The sequence below is a fragment of the Streptomyces guryensis genome (genome assembly GCF_021261325.1).
Classification (GTDB): domain Bacteria; phylum Actinomycetota; class Actinomycetes; order Streptomycetales; family Streptomycetaceae; genus Streptomyces; species Streptomyces guryensis.
The window spans coordinates 426,806-445,934 of record NZ_JAJSBI010000002.1; the positions used below are offsets into that span (position 1 = coordinate 426,806).

At 71.7% G+C, this 19,129-nt stretch carries 17 protein-coding genes; 6 read left to right on the plus strand and 11 right to left on the minus strand.

Features of this window, described 5'->3' with window-relative positions; all coding sequences use genetic code 11:
* Positions 1–73 precede the first annotated feature (73 nt).
* Positions 74–1,786: a DUF2264 domain-containing protein gene (locus LJ657_RS05805; protein WP_232647131.1), complete on the plus strand. Its 1,713-nt coding sequence runs from the start codon at positions 74–76 to the stop codon at positions 1,784–1,786.
* Between the two features lie 684 nt (positions 1,787–2,470).
* Here the strand turns inward: LJ657_RS05805 and LJ657_RS05810 are convergent.
* Positions 2,471–3,472 (minus strand): esterase/lipase family protein, encoded by a 1,002-nt coding sequence (locus tag LJ657_RS05810; protein WP_232647132.1) that lies wholly within the window; start codon positions 3,470–3,472, stop codon positions 2,471–2,473.
* A gap of 221 nt (positions 3,473–3,693) precedes the next feature.
* Here LJ657_RS05810 and LJ657_RS05815 point away from each other — a divergent pair, with 221 nt between their 5' ends.
* Both LJ657_RS05815 and LJ657_RS05820 read left to right on the plus strand, forming a co-directional pair.
* A complete protein-coding gene (locus LJ657_RS05815; protein ID WP_232647133.1) occupies positions 3,694–4,152 on the plus strand; it encodes a hypothetical protein in 459 nt (152 codons plus the stop codon).
* Positions 4,153–4,256: 104 nt separating this feature from the next.
* The gene (locus tag LJ657_RS05820; RefSeq protein WP_232647415.1) at positions 4,257–4,676 is read left to right on the plus strand and encodes an NUDIX hydrolase; all 420 of its coding nucleotides are present in this window, start codon (positions 4,257–4,259) and stop codon (positions 4,674–4,676) included.
* 34 nt (positions 4,677–4,710) lie between these two features.
* Here the strand turns inward: LJ657_RS05820 and LJ657_RS05825 are convergent, their stop codons facing one another.
* From LJ657_RS05825 to LJ657_RS05840, 4 genes are read right to left on the minus strand one after another with little or no spacing between them, the layout of a single operon-like run.
* Positions 4,711–5,442 carry a hypothetical protein gene (locus LJ657_RS05825; RefSeq protein WP_232647134.1) on the minus strand — a complete coding sequence of 244 codons (732 nt, stop codon included), beginning with the start codon at positions 5,440–5,442 and terminating at the stop codon, positions 4,711–4,713.
* Between the two features lie 32 nt (positions 5,443–5,474).
* Positions 5,475–6,866, minus strand: a complete 1,392-nt coding sequence (locus tag LJ657_RS05830) for a hypothetical protein (RefSeq protein ID WP_232647135.1) — start codon at positions 6,864–6,866, stop codon at positions 5,475–5,477.
* 29 nt (positions 6,867–6,895) lie between these two features.
* A complete protein-coding gene (locus LJ657_RS05835) occupies positions 6,896–7,714 on the minus strand; it encodes an alpha/beta fold hydrolase (protein ID WP_232647136.1) in 819 nt (272 codons plus the stop codon).
* Positions 7,707–8,315 (minus strand): TetR/AcrR family transcriptional regulator, encoded by a 609-nt coding sequence (locus LJ657_RS05840; RefSeq protein WP_232647137.1) that lies wholly within the window; start codon positions 8,313–8,315, stop codon positions 7,707–7,709. The genes LJ657_RS05835 and LJ657_RS05840 overlap by 8 nt, the downstream gene beginning before the upstream one ends.
* 167 nt (positions 8,316–8,482) lie before the next feature.
* On the opposite strand from LJ657_RS05840, the gene LJ657_RS05845 reads away from it, so the two are divergent.
* Positions 8,483–9,403: an NAD-dependent epimerase/dehydratase family protein gene (locus LJ657_RS05845; protein ID WP_232647138.1), complete on the plus strand. Its 921-nt coding sequence runs from the start codon at positions 8,483–8,485 to the stop codon at positions 9,401–9,403.
* A gap of 7 nt (positions 9,404–9,410) precedes the next feature.
* Here LJ657_RS05845 and LJ657_RS05850 read toward each other — a convergent pair whose 3' ends face one another.
* Positions 9,411–9,902 carry a hypothetical protein gene (locus tag LJ657_RS05850; protein ID WP_232647139.1) on the minus strand — a complete coding sequence of 164 codons (492 nt, stop codon included), beginning with the start codon at positions 9,900–9,902 and terminating at the stop codon, positions 9,411–9,413.
* A gap of 231 nt (positions 9,903–10,133) precedes the next feature.
* Between LJ657_RS05850 and LJ657_RS05855 the strand changes: the two genes are divergently transcribed.
* Both LJ657_RS05855 and LJ657_RS05860 read left to right on the plus strand, forming a co-directional pair.
* Positions 10,134–11,399: an MFS transporter gene (locus LJ657_RS05855; protein ID WP_372487820.1), complete on the plus strand. Its 1,266-nt coding sequence runs from the start codon at positions 10,134–10,136 to the stop codon at positions 11,397–11,399.
* 42 nt (positions 11,400–11,441) lie between these two features.
* Complete coding sequence (locus tag LJ657_RS05860) at positions 11,442–12,425, plus strand: phosphotransferase enzyme family protein (protein ID WP_232647140.1); 984 nt, start codon at positions 11,442–11,444, stop codon at positions 12,423–12,425.
* Positions 12,426–12,446: 21 nt separating this feature from the next.
* On the opposite strand, the gene LJ657_RS05865 is transcribed toward LJ657_RS05860, so the two are convergent.
* From LJ657_RS05865 to LJ657_RS05885, 5 genes are read right to left on the minus strand one after another with little or no spacing between them, the layout of a single operon-like run.
* Positions 12,447–13,247, minus strand: a complete 801-nt coding sequence (locus tag LJ657_RS05865) for an ABC transporter permease (RefSeq protein ID WP_232647141.1) — start codon at positions 13,245–13,247, stop codon at positions 12,447–12,449.
* A 5-nt stretch (positions 13,248–13,252) separates the two neighbouring features.
* Positions 13,253–14,056 carry an ABC transporter permease gene (locus LJ657_RS05870; RefSeq protein ID WP_232647142.1) on the minus strand — a complete coding sequence of 268 codons (804 nt, stop codon included), beginning with the start codon at positions 14,054–14,056 and terminating at the stop codon, positions 13,253–13,255.
* Between the two features lies 1 nt (position 14,057).
* Positions 14,058–15,065, minus strand: a complete 1,008-nt coding sequence (locus LJ657_RS05875) for an ABC transporter ATP-binding protein (RefSeq protein ID WP_232647143.1) — start codon at positions 15,063–15,065, stop codon at positions 14,058–14,060.
* Positions 15,062–16,240 carry an MFS transporter gene (locus tag LJ657_RS05880; protein WP_269786075.1) on the minus strand — a complete coding sequence of 393 codons (1,179 nt, stop codon included), beginning with the start codon at positions 16,238–16,240 and terminating at the stop codon, positions 15,062–15,064. Before LJ657_RS05880 ends, LJ657_RS05875 begins: the two co-directional genes overlap by 4 nt.
* The gene (locus tag LJ657_RS05885) at positions 16,237–19,107 is read right to left on the minus strand and encodes a glycoside hydrolase family 2 TIM barrel-domain containing protein (protein WP_232647144.1); all 2,871 of its coding nucleotides are present in this window, start codon (positions 19,105–19,107) and stop codon (positions 16,237–16,239) included. Before LJ657_RS05885 ends, LJ657_RS05880 begins: the two co-directional genes overlap by 4 nt.
* Between the last annotated feature and the right edge of the window lie 22 nt (positions 19,108–19,129).

Consider the following 19,129-nt stretch of genomic DNA (forward strand, 5'->3'; position numbering starts at 1 on the left):
GGCGTCTCGACCGGAACCGGGGCGCCCCAGGTTCCCCCCTTCGTCCGTCGCCGCAGCTCCTGAAAGAGAACCGATGCACCTGCCTGCCGAGGACCGCACCGCCAGTCCGCACACCGGCTACACCCGTGCCCACTGGGAGGCGGCCGCGGACGCCCTGCTCGCCGCGGTCGAGCCGTACGCCGCGGAGGGCGGCGCGCTCTACCACCTCCCCGGCGACCGGACGAGCTGGACCGGCCGGCTCTCCGACGGCCTGGAGGGCTACGCCCGTACGCTGCTCGCCGCGGCCTTCCGCCGCGACGAGACCGCGCTGCAGCGGTACGCCGAGGGGCTCGCGGCCGGCGTCGCGGGAGCCTGGCCCCGGATCGAGGACCGCACCCAGCCCCTGGTCGAGGCGGCGTCGATCGCACTCGCGCTGCGGCTGACCCGCCCGCTGCTGTGGGACCGGCTGGACGACGGTGTACGACAGCGGGCGGCCGCCTGGCTCGGGGACGCGCTGACCGCCGAAGCCTGGCCCTGCAACTGGGAGTTGTTCCCGGTGACGGTGGGCGGCTTCCTCGACGAAATCGGTTACGAGACGGAAGCGTCCCGCAAGGCGGTCGACCACGGCCTGGAGCGCATAGAGGAGTGGTACGTCGGCGACGGCTGGTACACCGACGGCGACGGCCGCAAGTTCGACTACTACAACGGCTGGGCGATGCACCTGTACCCGGTGCTGCACGCATGGCTGGCGGAAGACCGCCGGTTGCTGGACCTGTACGGGGGGCGCCTGTCCCGCCATCTCCGGGACTACGCCCGCCTGTTCGGCGGCGACGGCGCCCCGATGCACCAGGGCCGCTCGCTCACCTACCGCTTCGCGACGACGGCCCCGCTGTGGCTGGGCGCGCTGACGGGACACACGCCGCTGCCGCCGGGGGAGACGCGGCGGCTGGCGTCGGGGGCGCTGAAGTACTTCCTGGAACGCGGCGCGATGGACTCCCGCGGCCTGCTCACCCTCGGCTGGCACGGCCCCGACACCGCCGTCCTGCAAGGCTATTCGGGCCCTGCCTCCCCGTACTGGGCGAGCAAGGGCTTCCTCGGCCTGCTCCTGCCCCCGGACCACCCGGTGTGGACCGCAGCGGAGGAGCCGGGCCCGGCGGAACGCTCCGACGCCCTCACGCCGATCGCCGCCCCCAACTGGATGCTCCAGTCCACGAGTTCGGACGGGGTCGTCCGCCTCCACAACCACGGCAGCGAGGACGTCCGCTACGACCCGTACTACACGCGCCTCGCCTATTCGACGGTGACGGCGCCCGCGTCGTCGTACGACAACAGCGTGATCGTCGGCGACGATCCGAGCCGCACGGAGATCGAGCCGTTGGGTGTGGGCGACGGCTGGGCGGCGTCGCGGCACACGGCCGGCGCAGGGGCGCGAGTGACCAGCGTGGTGCTGGCGCGCGGGGCCGTGGAGGTGCGCGCGCATCTCGTCACGGGTGCCGAGCCCGGGACGGTGGTGCGGATGACCGGATGGGCGGCCACGGAGGGGCTGCGGGCCGAGCTGTCGCCGGCCGCCGGACTCTCCGACGAGCTCACCGGGGTCTGCGGCGAGGGGGACAGCCTGTTCGTCGCGCTGGCGAGGCTCACCGGCGAGGAGGCTCCCGTGCCGCTGGGGGAGACGGTGAGCGTAGCGGCGGACGGCACCGGGGAGTTGACGGTGCGTTGGAGCGAGGGGCCCGAGGTGCGGGTGTCGCTCGGTGGGCCCGGGGCCGAGGTCGTCGTGGCGCAGTCCGATCCCGCAGGGGCTCACTGAGCGGTGGCGGCGCGCAGGGCCGAACCCCGCGCGCCGCCCGGCCGTGTGCCCGCAGCGCACCTGCTCATGCGCGGGAGCGCGGCCATCGGGCCCGCCGGCTGTCGCCGGACGTCGCCCCCGTGCCCGGCGGGGAACAGGGCCGTGTCCTGCCTCATCCGCGCCGAGCTCCGCGACAACGGCCGGTCTGCCACTGGCGTGTGGAAGTGGCGGCCGGGCAGCCTCACCTGCCCGGACCACTGGGACGGACACCCGTCCTGCGCCCTCACCGACGTGCGTCCGTCAGGGAGTCAGCCGGGCGATGCTCAGCGTCTTAGAGGTCGGGGAGGCGCCGTTGAGTGCGGTCGCGTACGACGGTGTGACCGGTACGTACGCCCAGGTCAGAGTGGAGTCCGCGCCGACGGCGATGTCCCGGTGATCCGGGCCCGGACGACTTTGTCCGCGCTCTGGAACTTCCCGTTCCAGTCGATGAGCCGCAGGTGCGTGCCCGCGAACCCGCCGGTGCACGTGCCGTCCTTGCACCTGGCGTCGGTCAGCGACTCCCAGGTCGCCGCTACGGCTCGGGAAGGTACCGCCGCAGTAGCCCGCCCAGCACTGCTCCCGCTGTACGACGGGGGCGACGTCCGGGGCGCCTATGCCGCGGGCGCCTATGCCGCGGGCGGCGAGCCGCGCACCTCGGCGCTGGTTTCAGCCGCCCAGCACGGGCAGGGACAGGCCGCAGCGGACGGGTTGGGCGTGGGCGGGGTCGAGGGCGTTGGACACGAGTTGGAGGGCGTTGGAGTCGGCCGCGACCGAGAGGTGTTCGGACTTGTCCTGAGGACAGATGTCCTGGAGCGTGATGTTGTCGACCTTCGCGCCCGGTCCCGCGGTCAGGAACTGGTGGTAGTAGGGGGTGACGACCTCGTCGTACCGGGTGGCGATGACGGTGTAGTGGACCCCCGGCTGCGTGTCCCCGTCCCGGTCCAGCGTCCGGTTCACCTCGGAGCCGACCAGCTGGTCCTCGTACGCCTCGCCGACGAGGAGGGACACGGGCTTGTTGAGACCCAGTTTCGTGGTCAGGGTGCCGATGCCGGAGCCGGTTGCGCCGTGGTTGGAGGGCGCCAGGCCGATGAGGCTGTGCACCTTGTTCCGTTTCGGGTGGGCGGGATCCGTGCCGCCCTCGAACCGCAGATACCAGCGCGGGGTCAGACCACCGCCCTGGGAGTGCCCGACGAGGTCGACCTGCCGGGCACCGGTGGCCTTGAGCACGCGGTCGACGTAGACGGCGATCTGCCGGGCGGACACCGGGATGTGGGCGGTGGCCTTGATCGGATCACCGGGCGCCCCGCCGTAGTTGAGGGCGAAGATGCAGTAACCCTGCTGCTTCAGCCACGGGGCCAGCACGCTCCAGTTGGCGTAGGCGTTCGCCCAGGTTCCGTGCAGCAGGACGACCGGGCGAGGATGCTCACGGGTGGGCCTGCAGTTCCAGTCGTCGGCTCCGGCCGGCGGTGCGTCCGGGTGGATGACGCCACCGAGCAACGACACAGGAAGGGCGAGGATGTTCCGCGGCGGTGGCGGCGTGGGGCCGGCGGATGCGGCCGCCTCGCCCTGCTGTCCCATGGCCAGCGCCAGGGCGAACCCCGCACAGACCGCGGCCCACTTGGCGCGCCGTCGGCCTGACCGCCTCCGGGAAACCATCCGATCCGACATCGGGCCCTCCTCGTCTCACGGCCGGCCGAGCGCCGACGCCGAGATGATCGAGGAGCGGCATGCGTGCGGTGGGCGACAGCCGCGCGCGGCACCTCTCATGGAGCAGTCCGTTTTCACCCGTTCACCTGTCCGGGCCGTCGTCGGCGTGAACAGTTCGGCGTGAACAGTTCGGCGTGAACAGTTCGGCGGGCACCGAAACGATGGGCTCCTAGCCTCCCGGTATGAGCGAAACCCCGCAGGAAACACCCGTCCGGGCCGTCACCGGCATGGTCGACCACGTCCTCGCACTGGCCGCCACCTGGACGAACTGGGACGGCGAGCCCGCCCATGCCGACGACCGCGTGTACACCCCGCACAAGGCGATCCGCCGGGTCGCCGACCACCTCGTCGATCACCTCGCGGAGTTGGAGGCCCGGCTGGCGGGCGAGGAACCCCAGCCGGACCACTGGCACGCGTCCGCCGTGACGACCCGGGCAGACCTCGCGCCCTTCACGGGGGAGGACCTCGACGAGGCCCGCAGCCGCCTCACCCGGCTCGCCCGTATCTGGGCGAACCGCCTCGACGCCCTCACCGACGACCAGCTCGACGCCTCGCCCGGCGAGGGCTGGAGCTTCCGCGAACTCGCCCTGCACCTCAAGGGATCGACGTACTACGCCGACTCGGTGGGCGACCTCTCATGACCCGGCTCACAGCGCTCGGCGGTGAGTCCTTGGTAGGGTGGAGACTTTCGTGGGTATCAGACCCTTTGGACTCATCTCCGGCGAGGGACCGAGGAACCATGGACATGGACATCCCCGGCGACAAGCGACTGGCGGCTGCGGTCGTGATGGACGACGAGGGCCGGGTGCTGCTGGTCCGCCGCAGTGAGACGGAGAAGTTCCTGCCCGGAGTGTGGGGCGTCCCCTGCGGCAAGCTCGATCCGGACGAGAGCGCCCGGGACGGTGCGCTGCGGGAGCTCAAGGAGGAGACCGGGCTCCTCGGTGAGGTCCTCCGCAAGGTCGGCGAATCGTCCTTCGTCAGCGAGTACCGAGGGCACGAGATCAAGAACTGGCAGGAGAACTTCCTGGTCAGGCCGTTGACCGAGCAGATCACCCTGCCTCGGGCCGACCAGTCCTACGCCTGGCTCGCGCGCTCCGAGCTGACCACGGTCGAGATCGACGAGTACAACCTCGATATCGTGGACCAGGCCTTCATGAACTCCTGAGCTCCTGAGCTCCTCAGCTCCTGAACTCATCGGTTCACGAGCTCCTGAGCAGTTCGGCGAGTCCGTCGAGCGCTGCCAGATAGTCGTCGGCCTCCAGCGGCACCTTCGGTACGGCGCCGGGGTGGGGGCCCGCCGCGGTGAACACGTCGGTGTGCCGCCGTCGCCCGCTGCCCGTCTCCAGGAACAGTGTCACCGTGGGCACGTCCGTGTCGCACCAGGCGCGGTGCAGGGTGTGCGCGGGCAGGGCGTAGGCGCTGCCCGCCGCGTACTGCCCCACATGCGTCAGCCGCAGCCGCGCCGGACCGGCGGGCTCCAGCAGCCAGTCCGCCGAACCCTCCTTCAGCGACTCCTCGTAGCGGGCGGCCGTGATGCCGTCCCTGCCGCCGTCCTCGATGTCGTACAACTCCATGGCGAGCCGTCCGCGCACGACGTAGGAGGCAAGCGGGGAACGGTGGTTGTGGATGTCCTCCTTGCCGATCGCGCCGGCGCCCGGGTGCCACAGGTGGGCGCGCAGCATGTGCCGCGGCCCGCCGTCGAGCAGCAGCAGCTTGTCGAAGCCGAGGACGTGCCGGTACGAGAGCCGGGCGCACCCTTGCGGATCGCCCTCCCCGGAGGCCAGTTCGGCGACCAGCTCCAACAGCCGCTCGGGCGAACCGAGTTCGGCGACGACGCGGCGGGCGGCGGCGACCAGTTCGGGTTCGGGCAGTTCACCCTCCAGTGTCCCGGCCAGCAGTCGTCGCGCCGCCAGAACCTGCCGACCGCCCATGCACACATACCTCCGGGTTCGCTGCTTCCGGTTCACTCTTCCGGTCGATACATCCATACGGCATGTGCCCGCAGCGCCGAAAGACCCTGATAGGTCATCCACATGGGGTGCCGCAGCTCACTGCTGTCGGTCCGGCCCCAGGACCAGATGCCGTCCGTCTGCCCGGCCCGCACGGCGGCCGCCGCGCCGTCCAGCCGCTCCCGCCACGCCTCCTCCAGCCCGTCCTGCGCCGCGACCTCGCGGGCGCCCGGGGTCATCAGGGCGCGCAGCACCCAGGAGGCGGTGAAGTGCCGTACGTTCAGGACCTCGTGGCGCTCGGGGTCGTCGGTCCGGGGGCGGCGCACCTCCTCGCGCAGGTTCCGCAGGTCCGGGCAGCGGCTGTGGGCCGCGCTCGTGCAGGCCAGCAGCCAGCGGACGCCGTCCTCGCGGGCGGAGCGGGCTCCCGCGCCCTCGGGTTCGTCCAGCACCCGGGCGGCCCGGTCGAGTGCCACCACCGCCTGCGCCGTGTGCAGTGCGGAGGGCATGCCGTACGGCGGGTCGAGACGGTAGCTCCAGCAGCGCAGGTGCTCACGGCGCGGGTCGCTGATCGCGCTGTCGGCCAGGGCCTCGCGCAGCACGGGCAGCACCGTGGAGCCGGGCGCGGCGCGCAGCAGTCCGCGCAGCACGGTCGTCACGACGTGGGTCGACTCCCGCCCGGCACGGTCCAGTTCGCGGGTGAAGCCGGCCGTGCAGCGGCCCACCTCCTCCGTGAGCCGGTCGCCGGACGCCCCCGCGCGGGCCAGCGCACCCAGCACCAGGGCGGTGACCTCGGGCCGTGCCTCCGCGCCCTGCGACCGCGCGGACCAGCCCCCGTCGGGCAGCCGCAGCCGCCACAGCGTGTCGACGAGATCCCCGGTGCGCAGCCGCCCGTCGGGCACGCCGAGGTCGAGCATGATGTGCAGGCCGTACGCGGTGCCGACGGAGGTGGGACGGGGCGGGCTGCTCTCGCCGAGGGAGTGCGACCAGCCGGTGAGCCGCCCGCGGGCCGGGTCGTCGACCACGCACACCTTGTCGGCGAGCGCGCCGTACGCGGCGGCGAACAGCTGCGGGAGCGGACCGGGAGTGGAGGGCTCCGCGGCGGCGGGGGCTGTGAGGGCGGGCCGGGAGGGTCCGGCCGCGGCCCGGGCCCGGAGCAGTGCCGCCGCGAGCCAGGCGGCCACGCCGGTCCCGATCCCGCTGACCCCTGAGACCAGGTATTTGGCCGCCTCCCCGCCCAGGGCGCCGGGCAGCACCCCGAACAGGAACTGGAACACGGCGTACCCGGCGGCAGCGCAGCCGAGGCTGCCCAGCCAGCCGACGAACCGCGCGGTCTCGCTCGGCCCGGCGGGTTCCGGTGCCGTGCCGGTCGATCTCAAGGGACCGCGTCCCAGCTGCTGTTGAGACAAGGCACGCTCCCTCCCCCGAAGCTTCCAGTCTAAGTGGTCAGCGGGACGGGTGTGCCGCAACCTCCGAGCAGCGTCCCGGCGAGCAGCTCGGCGAACGCGACGGGATGTTCGGCCACACCGACATGCCCGCCGGGGAACTCGACGAAGCGGCTGCCGCTGTGCTTGGCGAGGAACCGGGCGGTGCGGTGGAGCAGTTGACCTCGGGAGTCGGTGCCGGCGGCGAGGGTGAGGCGGGCGGAGGAGGCGGTGAGTGCGGGGAGAGCGGGAGCGTAGGAGGTGAACTGCCGCAGCACACGGGTGAGGAAGAGGGCCATGGGGATCACCAACTCCTCGTCAGGGGACAGCGGTTGACCCGACGGGCGCTCCTCCGGTTCCTGTCCCGTCAGCCCGGCGCCCAGCCGAACGGCGGCCGCCTGTAGCCCGGCGGCTCGATAGGTGTCGTACACCTCCCGGAACATGGCCTGCTGCCGGGCCCCGTCCGGGAGCACCCCGACGCACGGCGGCTCGTGCGCGACGACGTGGCTCAGCCGCCCGGGATTCCGGGCGAGCAGGTCGAGGACGGCGATACCGCCAGAGCTGGACCCGAAGGCAGACGCGGACTCGCCCTCGGGGAGCACCTCGTCGAGCACCCGGCGCGCCCCGTCGCTCCACTCCTCCACCCGCTGGTCGCCGACGGGTTGTCCGAGCCGCCCGTGGGCCAGCCCGAGGGGGTCGTACGTCACGACGGTGAAGCGGTCGGCGAGCACGTCCGTCATCGGGGCGAATCCCATGGGGTGCCCGGACCCGCCGGGAACGATCAGGAGGACGGGCCCCTTGCCGTGTACGTCGTAGTGCAGGTCCTCAGCCATTGCTCTGCTCCTTGCTCTTCTTCTCGGTGCTTTTCTCCCGGGGCCAGTGTTCGAGCGTCACGTGCAGGGCGTCGACGGCCTTGTCCCAGGACTTCTGCACCTCGCGCGCGGCGCCGAAGCCGCCGGTGGCCTCCAGGGCGCAGTAGCCGTGGAAGGTGCTGCGCAACAGGCGTACGGCATCGGTGAGATCGGGTTCGTCGAGGCCGTAGGCGCGGAGCATGCCGTAGGTGATCTCGGCGGTGCGGCGGAAGTCGGGGGAGGCGGCGATCAGGGCCTGGTCCATACGGATCTGGGTGGCGGCGTACCGCCCGGGCCGCTCCAGGGCGTACGTCCGGTAGGCGCCGGCGAAGGCGGCCAGCGCGTCCTTGCCGGCCCGCCCGGCGACCGCGACGGCGATGCGGTCGATCAGCTCGGCGCCCGCGAACAGCGCGAGGCGTGTGCGGAGGTCGTCGAGGTTCCTGATGTGCGAGTAGAGGCTCGCGTCCTTCACGCCGAAGTGACGGGCGAGGGCGGACAGGGTGACGTTCTCGAAGCCGACCTCGTCGGCGAGGTCGGCTGCCGCTTCGACGATGCGGGCGGGGGTGAGGCCGGCTCTGGCCATGGATGCTTCCCTTCTTTTCCTGGAGGGCCTAGGAAACAACCTAGTGTGCCCAGTTATTTCTCGGCGACCGCATTACTTCCCGTGTCACAGGCGGCCGGGCTGTCTCGTCCCAGCTCACGAAACAGGTCGAAGACAGGTCGAAGACAGGCTTCGGAATCGGGAAGGTGATGGTCACGCGGGTGTTCGTGGCAGGCGGGAGCGGAGTTCTGGGGCGGCGGCTGGTGGGGCAACTGGTGGCCCGGGGGCATCAGGTGACGGCCACGACGACGGGTCGGGCCAAGCTGGACCTGCTGAGGCGGCTGGGCGCCGAAGGGGTCGTGATGGACGGGCTGGACGCGGTGTCGGTCGGGCAGGCGGTGGCCGGGGCCCGGCCGGACGTGATCGTGCATCAGATGACCGGCCTTTCCGAGGCGCACGCCGGCAGGCCGAACATGAGGCAGGCCGACCGCTTCTTCGCCACCACCAACCGGCTCCGCACCGAGGGGATCGACCATCTGCTGGCCGCCGCCGAGGCGACCGGCGTCTCCCACGTCGTCGCCCAGAGCCACGCCAGCTTCAACGGGATCCGGGAGGGCGGCTGGGTCAAGACCGAGGAGGACCCGCTGCAGGTGGTGGAGGGGACCAGGGCGATCAGTCACCTCGAGAACGCGGTCGTCGGGGCCGGCGGGGCGGCCCTGCGCTACGGCGCGTTCTACGGCCCGGGCGCCAACGACGACCAGGTCAGGATGGTGCGCAGACGGATGTTCCCGCTCGTCGGGGGCGGCACCGGCCACACCTCGTGGGTGCATCTCGACGACGCGGCGAGCGGCACCGTCCTGGCCGTGGAGCAGCAGGCCAGGGGCGTCTTCAACATCGTCGACGACGAGCCGGCGCCGGTCCGTGAATGGCTGCCGTTCCTCGCGCAGTGTGCCGGTGCCAAACCGCCCCGGCGGCTCCCGGCGTGGACGGCCCGGCTGCTGGCCGGCGAGATGGTGGTGGGCATGATGACCGAGGGCCGCGGCTTCTCCAACGCCAAGGCGAGGCGGGAACTGGGCTGGGAACTCCGGTACCCGTCGTGGCGCCAGGGTTTCCGTGAGGAGTTGGTCTGACCGCCCGCTATTTCTGCCTTCGCTTGCGGTTCGGGCGGTGCGGTCGGTGGACGGTGTCGAGTTCCCCGACCGCCGCCCGTACGTGCTCCGGGTCCCGACCGGCTCCGGCGCACCGCCACACGGGCCGCCCGTCCTGCTCGCCCAGATGCATCCCGAGGTCGTGCACGGAGCACACCGGCCAGGCCTGCCACAGGCACTCGGTGACGGTGTCCTGTGCTGCCTCGGCGACGGCGGCGAGAGCGGCGAGGGGCTCGTCGCGGGGCGGGTCGGGGGAGCCCTGCCAGAGCTGGTTGCCCCACCACTCCCCGTTGGGCAGGGTGACGTACACGTTCTCCGGCTCTCCCTCCTCCCAGGGCGGCAGGGCCATCAGCCGGAGCGGCCCCTGCCCCGGCAGCGTCGCGGTGACGTCCCGGTTGACCAGGACCAGGGCCTCGTCCACCACGGGGTACTCGCCGGGCCGGACCTGACGGGGTGTGGGGCTGTCGAAGGGCGTGTGCATGGCCCCATCCTGTGCGGCGGGTGCCGCCCCGCACGAAGGATATGACCTACGGCACATCACCAAAGGGTGGGTTCTCGGAGGGCGCGGACCGGCTGCTCCTCGGGGACGGAGGTGGGGGATGCGGGTGTGTCACCCCTGAGGCGCCGCTGCGGGGAATTCGGTTGCCGGGAATTGCGACGGACATAGGGTTGCCGAACGGAGGGGGAGCATGAGGTGGCGAGGGGGAGCGCGGTGACGCACGAGGCGCGCAGGCGTGACGGCGAGTGCGGGAGCAGTTCGCCCGACACCACACCATCCACCGCTCAACCCCTCTGGCTGCAGCGGGACTTCGGCATCTTCTGGGCCGCCCAGACCCTGTCCGTCTTCGGTGACTCCTTCGCCCTGATCGCCCTGCCCCTGCTGGTCCTCCAGGCCACCGGGTCGGTCGCCCGCATGGGGCTGCTGACGGCGGTGGGATCCGGCGCCGCAGTCCTCGCGGCGGTGTTCGCCGGGGTCGTGGTGGACCGTGCCGACCGCCGCAGACTCCTCATCGCCTGCGACCTCGTACGGATGGTGCTGTACGGACTGATCCCCGTCGTGTGGCTGTTCGGGCCGCAGCTGTGGCTGCTGTACGTGGTGCTGCCGCTGTGCGAGGCCGTCGGCACGTTCTTCGCCGTCGGCTACGTCACCGTCGTGCGCAGCCTGGTCGGCGGCGACCGGCTGACCGAGGCCAACGGCCGCCTGAACGCGACGGCCGCCGCGGCCGGGGTGCTGGGACCGCTGGGCGCGGGACTCGTCGCCGCCTGGACCGGACCGGCCGCCGCCGTCGGCGTGGACGCGGCGAGCTTCGGGGTGTCGGCGGCCTGCCTGCTCCTCGTACGCTTCCGCGCCCGCCCCGCCGACGACCGCCCACCCGAGCGCACCGGCCTCTGGCGGGACCTGCGCACCGGCATGTCCTTCCTCTACGGCCACCCGGTCCTGCGGTCTCTTACCGCCCTGCTCTTCGTCTTCAGCTTCCTCACCCTCGGCCTGACCGACCTGGTCATCTACCACGTCAAGCACGACCTCGGGCACGACGACGGCACGGTCGGCACCGTCATGGCGTGCGGCGCGCTCGGGACCATCGCCGGCTCCCTGCTGGTCGCCCGGATCCGGCGCCGGCTCGGCTTCGGGCGCACCTGGACCGGCGCGGTCGCGGTGTGCGGGCTCGCCTTCGCCGGCCTGGGCTGGGCGCGGGACGTGCGCGCCGTGGCCGCCCTGGGCGCCGCCTTCCTGGCCTGCGTCGCCATCGCGGGCACCTGCTCCATGTCCCTGCGCCAGGAGATCACCCCCGAGCCCCTGCTCGGCCGCGTCACCTCCGCCTTCTGGACGCTCCACTACTCCGCCGCCCCGATCGGCGCGGCCGTCCTCACCTGGTCGGCGGAGCGGCAGGGCACCGGACCGGCGGCGCTCGTCGCGGGTTGCTGCTGTGCCGGGATCGCGGCCGTCGCCCTGCTCACGCCCGTCAGGAACGCCTGACACGGTCACCGCACGTCGCATCACAGGGAAGAGAGAACAGCCATGCACAACGCAGTCGATCACCTGGTCGAGGCGTACGGACTCGGCTCCGGTCCGTGGACGCTGACTCCCGTCACGCGCGGTGCGCTGGGGCAGATCTGGAAGCTGTCGGGGCACAGCTCGACATGGGCCGTCAAGGAGATGCTCTTCGGCTGTGACGAGCGCCAGGTCCAGCGGGAGGCCGCGTTGCGGGACGCCTCGGAGCGACTCGGCATCACCTCCCCGAAGCTCCTCGCGAACCGCGAAGGCTCCCCTGTCTCCCGGCTTCCACCCAGGGCGGGCGGATCCTCCGTGAAGCTCTACGAATGGATCGACGGGACCGGGGCGGACCCTGCCCGGCCGGAGATCCTCAGCTGGGTCGGCCGCACGCTCGCACTGCTGCATGTGGCCGGAGCAGGCACGAGCGAGGCGCCGGGCTCCTGGTACGAGACCTGCCCTCGGAAGGCCGACTGGGAAGAGCTGCACCGCAGGACGGATGCCGCCGGCCTGCCGTGGTCGGACGCACTGGCCCGCTTCGCCGCCGGCCCGGCCGGGGAACTGGCACGGTTGGTGAACTCGGCCGACCGGAGCGCACTGGTGACGTCGCATCTCGATGTGCAGCCGCAGAACGTGCTGTTGGGCCCCGCAGGCCCGGTCCTGATCGACTGGGACAACGCGGGACCCACGGCACCGGAGCGTGAGCTGGCGTGGATCGTCTTCGCGTGGTCGGGACGAAACCGCCTGAACGCGGATTCCGCGCGGCGGGTCGTCCGCGCCTACGTGGCGGCCGGCGGCCCCGGCCGGATCCGGGACCTGGATGCGTTCTCGACGCTCGTCGCGACGAGCCTGAACTACATCCAGGTGCAGGCCGAAGCAGCGGTGGACCCGGCGAAGACGGTGGAGCAGCGCGAGTTCGGGAAGACAGAGGTCGCCAGGTCCCTGCGCAGTCTGCCGGAGCCGGCCGTGCTCGGCCGGCTGATCAAGGAACTCGAACCCGAGTGGCCCTGAGGTCCGCCGCGGCGGGTGCCGTCATCCGTTCACCCCCGTGTAGTGGTTGAGGCTCCAGCGCCACAGCAGCCGCGCTCCGAGGTACGCGAGTACTCCGAGCAGCGGGGAGGCCGCCGCCAGCCAGAACGGGACGCCCGTGTCGTGTCCGTGCCCGGTGAGCACCGCGGCCGGGAAGTAGGCGACGAACGCGAGCGGGAGGCCGAACGTCAGGAAGCCGCCCACCGCCTTGGGCAGCACGTTCAGCGGATAGCTGCCGAAGGTGCCGAGCAGCTCCTCCAGCCAGCGGCCCCAGTAGTCGGCGGCCGGGAAGCGGAGCGAGGCGCAGGCGACCGCCGTGAACAGCGCGGCCTCCAGGAGCATGCCGCCGATCAGACAGATGACGAGATACGTGATCCGCCCTGCGGTCCAGTCGAGGTGACTGCGGGACAGGGCGCCGGCCATCAGACCGGCGGCCACCGTGAGGTCGCCGATCGCGTTGGTGGGGAAGTACTGCAGCTGCACCTGGCGGTGGACCGGTATGGGCCGCAGCAGGCAGATGTCGATGCGCCCTTCCTGGATGAACCGGCCCAGGCCGTGCACCCGGCCCAGGACCAGCACGAACAGCCCGTGCGCCAGCATCCGCGTCGCGGGGATGAGCAGCACGTCCGAGCTGTCCCAGCCGCCCATCCCGGTGAACCGGGTCAGCAGCACGGTCGCGAACACGATCACCGACACCTGCCAGATCGCGCCGATCGCGACCATCAGCAGGAACTCGGTGCGGTACTCCAGTTGGGAGCGGAAGTTGAGGCGCGTGATGCGCCAGGCGATCCGGACGGCGTTCACAGGCCTCAGCCTCCCTGGGAGATCACACGGCGGGCGGCCCGCCGCCACAGGAACCGGGTGAACAGGTGGAGCAGCACGACCCAGCCGGCCTGGAGGGCCAACTGGCCGCCCGCGTCGGACAGTCGGATCCGGCCCACGTAGAGGGACAGCGGCACGTTGAGCGTCGCCTGGAAGGGCAGGAAGGTGCTCAGGGTGCGGAACCACCCGGGGAAGAACCACAGCGGGGCGTACACCCCGGACATCAGGTTCTGCGCGAAGATCAGGATCAGCATGGCCGCGGTGTTGCGCACGGTCCAGAAGCACATCTGGTCCAGCAGGAGCATGACGTGGTACAGAACCAGCTGCCCGAGCAGCAGGCTGACCACGAACACCCCCGCGACGGCAGCCGACTCGGGCGGCTCGATCACCCCGGCGGCGAGACACACCGCGTAACCGGCGAGCGCCCACGCGGCCCCGTAGACCTGCTCGCCGAGGGCGCGCAGCGCATGGTAGCGAGCGGGAGACAGCGGGCGCAGGTACCAGTAGACGATGGTGCCGAAGTGCATGTGCTGGATGACCGTGTCCCGGCCCGCGTACTGGTCCAGCTCCCGAAGCCGGGAGGCGAGTACGGCCAGCACGGCGTAGGTGATGGCCTGCTCGCGGCTCATGCCGGCCGTCACGCCGGTGTTCGCGTACAGGCCGCTCCACAGTGACGCCACCAGGACCACCTGGACGGTCAGCCGGACCAGGACGGCCGTCATCCGGGGCGGGGCGTGCAACTCGCCGAGCGGGGTGACGCGGGCGGCCCGCCACGCGTGCAGAACGGCCATCTCAGACCCCTTCCGCCGCGGGCTCCGCATGCGCGTACGCGGCCCGCATCACGTCCTCGAGGTCCGCCTCGTCGATGGCGATGCCCGTCACCTCGTACCGCTCGATGACGGCCTTGAGCGCCTGGTGGACCGTGGGGGCCTCGGGTCCGTCCGGACCGAACACCACCTGCGGGCCGTCCTGGCGCAGCAGTACGATGCCCGGCGGTGGTGCGAGGTCGGTGTGCCCGTCGGCGAGCGTCGCCCGCACCTGCCAGGTCGAGCCGAACTTGCGGCGGATCTCGTCGAGAGAGCCGTCCAGGACCAGCCGACCGTGGTTGATCAGCACGACCCGCTCGGCCAGCCGCTCGACCTCCGTCATGTCGTGCGTGGTCAGCAGCACCGTCCGGCCGCGCTGCTCGACCTGATGGCGCAGGAACTCACGGACCTGCTCCTTGACCACCACGTCCATGCCGATCGTCGGCTCGTCGAGGAAGACGACTGGCGGGTCGTGCAGCAGGGCGGCGGCCAGGTCGCAGCGCACACGCTGGCCGAGGGAGAGGTGCCGGACGCGGGTGTCCCAGAAGGCGGACAGTTCGAGGATGCCGTCGAACTCCCGCAGCCGCGCGGCGTGTTCGGCCCCCGGCACGTCGTAGATGTCCCGCAGGATCGCGAAGGACTCCCTGACCGGCAGGTCCCACCACAGCTGGGTGCGCTGCCCGAACACGGCGCCGATGTTACGGGCGTTGCGCTCCCGCTCCTCGTACGGCACCACGCCCGCCACCCTGGCCTCGCCGGAGGTGGGCGTGAGGATGCCGGTGAGCATCTTGATGGTGGTGGACTTGCCGGCGCCGTTCGGGCCCAGCAGGGCGAGGAGTTCGCCCGGCACCACGTCGAAGCTGATGTCGGAGACGGCGTGCTTGACGGCCCGCTCCGGGTTGACGAGAGATCTGAGCGCGCCTGCGAAACCCGGGCGGCGCACGGTGGTGGTGAAGGAGCGGGAGAGGGAGCGGACCTCGATACTGCCGATCACTCGTTGAACCTCCGGGTGAGTTGGATCAGCCAGACGGTCGCCGCGAGCGAGGCGGCGGAGAGCGCGGTCAGCAGCCAGGGGACGGCGTGGATGCCCGAGGCCTCGATGCCCGCCCCCAGCAGCGGGGGAGCCGCCACTCCGCCGATCATCGACGCGGCGATGACCCAGGCACCAGCGCGCCTCGCCTGGGGAAGCGCCCTGTTCAGCCAGGGCAGTCCGGTCGGGAAGACCGGCGCGATGAACAACCCAACACCGGCGTAGGCCACCGGCGCCACTCCTTTTACACGTGCCAGCAGCAGACACACGGTCATGCCGGCCGCGCAGATCGTCAGGATGCGCTCGGGGGAGTACTTCAGGGTGACCGGCACGACGAGGAAACGGCCCGCCGTCATCATCAGCCAGTACACGGAGGTCGCCGAGGCGGCCACGGTCGCGCTGTAGCCGACGGTCTCCAGATGCGTGGGCTCCCAGCCGCCCACGCCCGCCTCGACGCCGACGTTCAGGATGTAGAGGGCGAGGAAGCCGACGAGGACACGGGGAAGGCCGCCGCCCGGCGACCCGGGTTGCCGCTGCTTCTCCGACGGCTCGACCGGGCGCGTACGAACGCCACTTGAGCCCAGCGGCGCCAATACGGCCGCCAGCACCGCACACGCCCCGAAGGCGTACGCGTACGCGTCCGGCCCCAGCCAGGCCACCACCGCCGGACCGAGCACCGCACCGATGCCGAAGTGGGCGTTGAGCACGTTCAGCATGGCCGTGGAACGGTCGCCGAAGCCCACCGCGAACAGCTGGTTGACGCCGTAGTCGATGCCGCCGAAGCCGAGCCCGCCGAGGAACGCGGCGACGAGCGCGAGGGGCCAGTCCGGGGCGAGCGCGAAGCCGGCCCCGCCCAGCGCCATCAGACCGTAACTCGCCGCCAGCAAAGCCCTGTTGCTGATCCGGGAGTGGATCGCGTTGAAGGCCAGGACGCCCGCGACGCCGCCCGCGAAGTGCAGGCTCAGACCGAGCCCGGCACCGGACGGCGACAGCCCGAACTCCGCGCGCAGGCCCGGCACCGCGGGGCCGTACAGCGCCTGGAGCATGCCGATGAGGACGAAACCGACGCAGGACGCGACCGCGGCCGGCCGGCTGAAGAGCCGGCCGGCCGCGGGGGACGGTATGTCCGTGGCCGTCAACCGATCTCCGAGAAGACGAAGGAGAACTCGGCCGGCTCGGCGCGCAGCTGGTACTGCGGCAGCACACCCGGGCCGCAGGACCCGGTGCCGATGCCGTGGATGCCGTGGTCGAGGTTCACCCACACCGTCTCGCCGGCCGTGAGGTCGGTGAGGTGGGTGGCCGCGTCCAGCTGCTCGGTGGTCCAGCGGCGGGCGGTGAGGAAGAACTCCGGGTCGCCCTCGACGCGCAGCCCGCCGAGCTCGGCCCAGCGGACGTCGGCGCGGGCGCCGTTCTCCTGCGGACGGAGGTACGGGGTCTGCAGCCCGTCTACGGTGGACTCCCAACGACCCACCCTGGACGCCGCCTTGGTGTCCGGGTAGCCCTCGCCGGGCCCGCCGCCGTACCACTTCACGGTGTCGGCCCCGGTGAGCCCGAACCGCACGCCCAGGCGCGGCAGCGGCACCGGCCACTCACCCTCCGGCCCCACGGACACGGTCAGCCTGAGGCGGCTGCCGTCCGAGGTCCAGCGGTACACCGCGGCGAGGCCGAACTCCCAGGCGGCCGGCGCCACCCGGGTCCGCACGGTCAGCGCGTCGTCGCCGAGCTCCACCGAGGCCAGCCGGTGCCGCATGCGGTGCAGGCCGTACTTGCGCCACAGCTCCGCGGAGCGGATGCCGGTCAGCCACTCGGCGCCCTCGTCGTTGTCGGTGGTCGCCCGCCACACGTCCAGGCGCAGACCGCTCACCCCGAGGCCGCCGATCGTCTTCAGCTCACCGGTGCGGGCGTCGAAGGAGGCCGGGCCGAGCGTGATCACGCCGTCGCCGGCGACCGGACCGTCGGTCGCGGCGACGGACGGCACCGTCCGTGCGGTGACCGGGACCTGCCCCCAGGCCACTTCGTGGCCCTTGGGTCCCCAGTTGGTGTCGGCGGCCAGCAGCGCCCGTACCGTCCACCGCGTCTCGCCGCCACCTCGGCCGTCGGCCGGCTCGGGCAGCTTGACGTCCGCGGACTCGCCCGGGGCGAGCGCGGGCAGCGACAGGGAGCCCGACTCGACCGTCTCGCCGTCCACTTGGTAGGACCACTCGAAGGCGAACGCGGACAGGTCGGCGAAGTCCTGCTTGTTCGTGATCCGTACGGCGGTGTCGGCGCCCTCGATGGAGACGGGTTCGATGACCTTCTTGAACTCCAGCAGGCCAGGTGAGGGCTGCCGGTCGGGGAAGATCAGGCCGTCGCAGACGAAGTTGCCGTCGTGCAGCTCCTCGCCGAAGTCGCCGCCGTAGGCGTAGCCCAGCTCCGGGTGCCTGACGCCGTGGTCGATCCACTCCCAGATGAAGCCGCCCTGGAGGCGCTCGTACTTCTCGAACAGCTCCTGGTAGTCGGCGATGCCGCCCGGGCCGTTGCCCATGGCGTGGCCGTACTCACACAGGATGAAGGGGAGCTCGCGCCGCTTGTGCGTTCCCCCGTCCAGCTCCCGGCCGATCTGCTCGACCTCGCCGTGGCTCGCGTACATCCGCGAGTACATGTCCGTGTCACGGGAGTTCCAGTCGCCCTCGTAGTGCACGAGGCGCGAGGTGTCCCGGCCGTGGATCCACTCGGCCATGGCGGTCAGGCCGCGTCCGGTGCCGGCCTCGTTGCCCAGGGACCAGATGACGACCGACGGGTGGTTCTTGTCCCGCTCGACCATCCGCGCGGCGCGGTCGATGAGGGCCGGGGTCCAGCGGTCGTCGTCGACCGGGTTGTCCCGCCAGGCCTGCTCGGTGAAGCCGTGGGTCTCCAGGTCGCACTCGTCGATGACCCACAGGCCGTACTCGTCGCACAGGTCGAGGAAGGCCGGGTGCGGCGGATAGTGGGAGGTGCGCACCGCGTTGAGGTTGTGCCGCTTCATCAGCAGCACGTCCTCGCGCATGGTCGCAAGGTCAAGGGCGCGACCGTTGACCGGGTGCCACTCATGACGGTTGACGCCCTTGAAGAGCACCGCCTTGCCGTTGACCTTGATGAGGCCGTCGGCCAGCTCGACCGTGCGGAAGCCGATGCGCAGCGGGACGCGCTCGCCGTCCGTGGCCAGTACGCCGTCGTACAGCTTCGGCGTCTCGGCGGTCCACGCCTCGACCGGCACCGTCACCGATTCCCCGGTCGGGACATCGATGTCCAGTGCGGGCACGGTCACCCGCCCGTCGACATCGGAGTCGACGCGCAGGGTGCCCTCGCCCGTGAGGTGGTCGTAGGAGGCGTGCACGAAGAAGTCGAGGGCGCTGCCCGCCGGGCGGTGCAGCAGCGTCACGTCACGGAAGATGCCGGGCAGCCACCACTGGTCCTGGTCCTCCAGGTACGAACCGGCCGACCACTGGTGCACGCGTACGGCCAGGACGTTGCCGCTCGGCTTCAGCAGGTGCCCGACCGCGAACTCGTGCGGCAGCCGGGAGCCCTTGAACTCGCCGATGTCCGTGCCGTTCAGCCAGACGCGGGCGCAGGACTCGACGCCGTCGAACCGGATCACGGCCCCGCCGTCGGAAAGGTCCGGCCAGTCCTCGGGCAGATCGAAGACGTGCAGGTGGTCGCCGGTCGGGTTCTCCGTCGGGACGTGCGGCGGGTCGACCGGGAAGGGGTAGAGGTGGTTGGTGTAGATCGGCAGGCCGAAGGCACCGTCGCCCTGAAGGACCCAGTGGCCGGGGACCGTGACCTCGGCCCAGTTCCCGGCGTCGAAGCCCTCCGCCGCGAAGGAGTCGTCCTCTGTGTCGATGGTCGGTGACACGCGCAGGCGCCAACTACCGTTCAGGGAAAGCGACTTGGCGTCGGAGGACGGGTACCAGGCGCGGGGCGGGAGGGCCCCGCTGCCGGGCGACACGTCCTCGACGTAGTCGATGGCCGTGGTGGTGCGGGAAGTCATCGGTCTCCAGGTCTCGGGATGC